We start from the raw sequence: 1,854 nt of genomic DNA on the forward strand, positions 1-1,854 counted from the left end.
CCGCTCCGCCCGGGCGAGCCGCGCCAGCGCGGCCACCAGCGCGGAGCGGTGCACGCTGTTCATGGTGCTGCTGGCCGCGTACCAGGCGCTGCTGGCCCGCCACACCGGGCAGGACGACATCGTGGTCGGCACGCCCACGGCCGGGCGGAACCGGCCGGAGCTGGAGCCGATGGTCGGGCTGTTCGCCTCGACGCTGGTGCTGCGGGGCGACCTGTCGGGCGATCCGGCGTTCACGGAGCTGCTGCGGCGCACCCGCCGGACCGTGCTGGAGGCGATGGCGCACGGCGAGACGCCCGTCGAGCGGGTGCTGTCGGCGCTCGACATCGAACGCGACCTCAGCCGCACGCCGCTGTTCCAGACCATGTTCGGGCTGCACAACGCGGCGGTCGGGTACGGCGAGGCCGCCACGTTCGCCGGGCTGACGAGCGAGCCGTTCCCGCACGGGACGCCGCCCGCGATGGTGGACCTGCGCGTGGACCTGTGGCCGGACGGCGGCGGGCTGCGCGGCGCGTTCGTCCACAGCGCCGAGCTGTTCTCGCGGGGCACGGTGGAGCGGCTGGCGGCGCGGTTCCTCACGCTGCTGGGCTCGGTCGTCCGCACTCCCGGCGCGCGGGTGTCCGAGCTGGAGGTGCTGCCGCCCGAGGAACACGGGCTGCTGGACTCCTGGAACGACACCGCGGCCGATGTCCCGTCCGGCACGGTCGTGGACCTGTTCCTGCGGCAGGCGGAGCTGCGGCCGGACGCCGTGGCGGTGGAGTGCTCGGGGGAGGCGCACACCTATGCCGAGGTGGCCGCCCGGGCCCGGCTGGTCGCGGCGGGGCTGCGTGCGCGCGGGGCGGGGCCGGGGTCCGTGGTGGCGGTGTGCCTGCCGCGCTCGGCCGAGCTGCCGGGGACGCTGCTGGGCGTCATGATGGCGGGGGCCGCGTACCTGCCGGTGGACCCGGCGTTGCCCGCCGGGCGTGTCGCGGCCATGCTCGCGCAGGCGGGCGTGCGGGTCGCGCTGGCCGGCCCGTCGGCACCCCTGCCCGGGCACGTCGAACGGATCGAGCCCGCCCCCCAGGCGTCCTTCCCCCCATCACAGGCGGCGGCCGGTGCCCCCGCGTACGTGCTGCACACCTCGGGCTCCACCGGCACGCCCAAGGGGGTGGCGGTGCCGCACTCCGCGCTGGTCAACCTGCTGGCCGCGATGGAACGGCTGCTCGGCTCCCGCCCGGAGGACGTGTGGCTGGGCAGCACGGCGCTGTCGTTCGACATCGCCGGTCTGGAGCTGTACCTGCCGCTGGTGACGGGCGGGCGGCTGGTGCTGGCCGGCGACGACGCCGTGCGCGACGGGGTGGCGCTGGCCCGGCTGATCGGCGCGTCCGGGGTCACCCACGTGCAGGCCACGCCGTCCGGGTGGAGCATGCTGCTGTCCGCCGGGCTGGACCCGTCGGGGCTGGTGGCGCTGGCCGGGGGCGAGGCGTTGCCGCTCGCGCTGGCCAGGCGGCTGCGCAGGCGGGTGGGGCGGCTGCTCAACATGTACGGGCCGACCGAGACCACGATCTGGTCCACCGCCTGGGAGGTGCCGCCCTCCCCCGACCGGGTGAGCATCGGGCGGCCGCTCGCGAACACCACGGTACGGGTGCTCGACCGCTCCGGCTCGACCGCGCCCATCGGCGTCCCCGGGGAGCTGGTCATCGGCGGCGCCGGGGTGGCCCTCGGCTACCTGCGCTCGCCGGGCGAGCCGCCGGAGGCGTTCCCGGACGGGTGGTACCGGACGGGCGACCGGGTGCGGTGGCTGGCCGACGGCACGCTGGAGTTCCTGGGGCGCGGGGACGGCCAGGTCAAGCTGCGGGGGCACCGGGTCGAGCCGGG

General features: G+C 76.8%; 1 protein-coding gene. It reads left to right on the forward strand.

What is annotated here, in order from left to right; translation table 11 throughout:
- On the forward strand, positions 1 to 1,854 hold a 1,854-nt coding region (locus ACWDX9_RS62845; protein WP_449973377.1), incomplete at both ends, for a non-ribosomal peptide synthetase.

The organism is Nonomuraea sp. NPDC003201 (assembly GCF_053590415.1).